The sequence below is a fragment of the Paraburkholderia sp. BR10923 genome (genome assembly GCF_040948765.1).
Taxonomy (GTDB): Bacteria; Pseudomonadota; Gammaproteobacteria; order Burkholderiales; family Burkholderiaceae; genus Paraburkholderia; species Paraburkholderia youngii.
In genome coordinates, this window is the sequence record NZ_JBFPKO010000253.1 from 1 (window position 1) to 234 (window position 234).

The window sequence follows — 234 nt, forward strand, 5'->3', positions numbered from 1 at the left end:
CTCGCGCGCCACCACCACCGCCTCGCGCACCCATGCATGTGCGCACAGGTGCGCGGCCACCTCGCCCGGCTCGATGCGAAAGCCCCGGATCTTGACCTGCTCGTCGGTGCGCCCCAGAAACTACAGATTGACATCCGGCAGGTACCGCGCCAGGTCCCCCGTGCGATAAATCCGAGCGCCCGGCTGCGCACTGAACGGATCGGCCATGAACCGCTGCGCGCTCAGTTCCGGACG

General features: G+C 68.4%; 1 pseudogene. It reads right to left on the minus strand.

Going from position 1 to position 234, the window contains the following annotated elements:
• Positions 1–234: pseudogene (locus AB3X94_RS42360) on the minus strand (hypothetical protein); the annotation flags it as partial.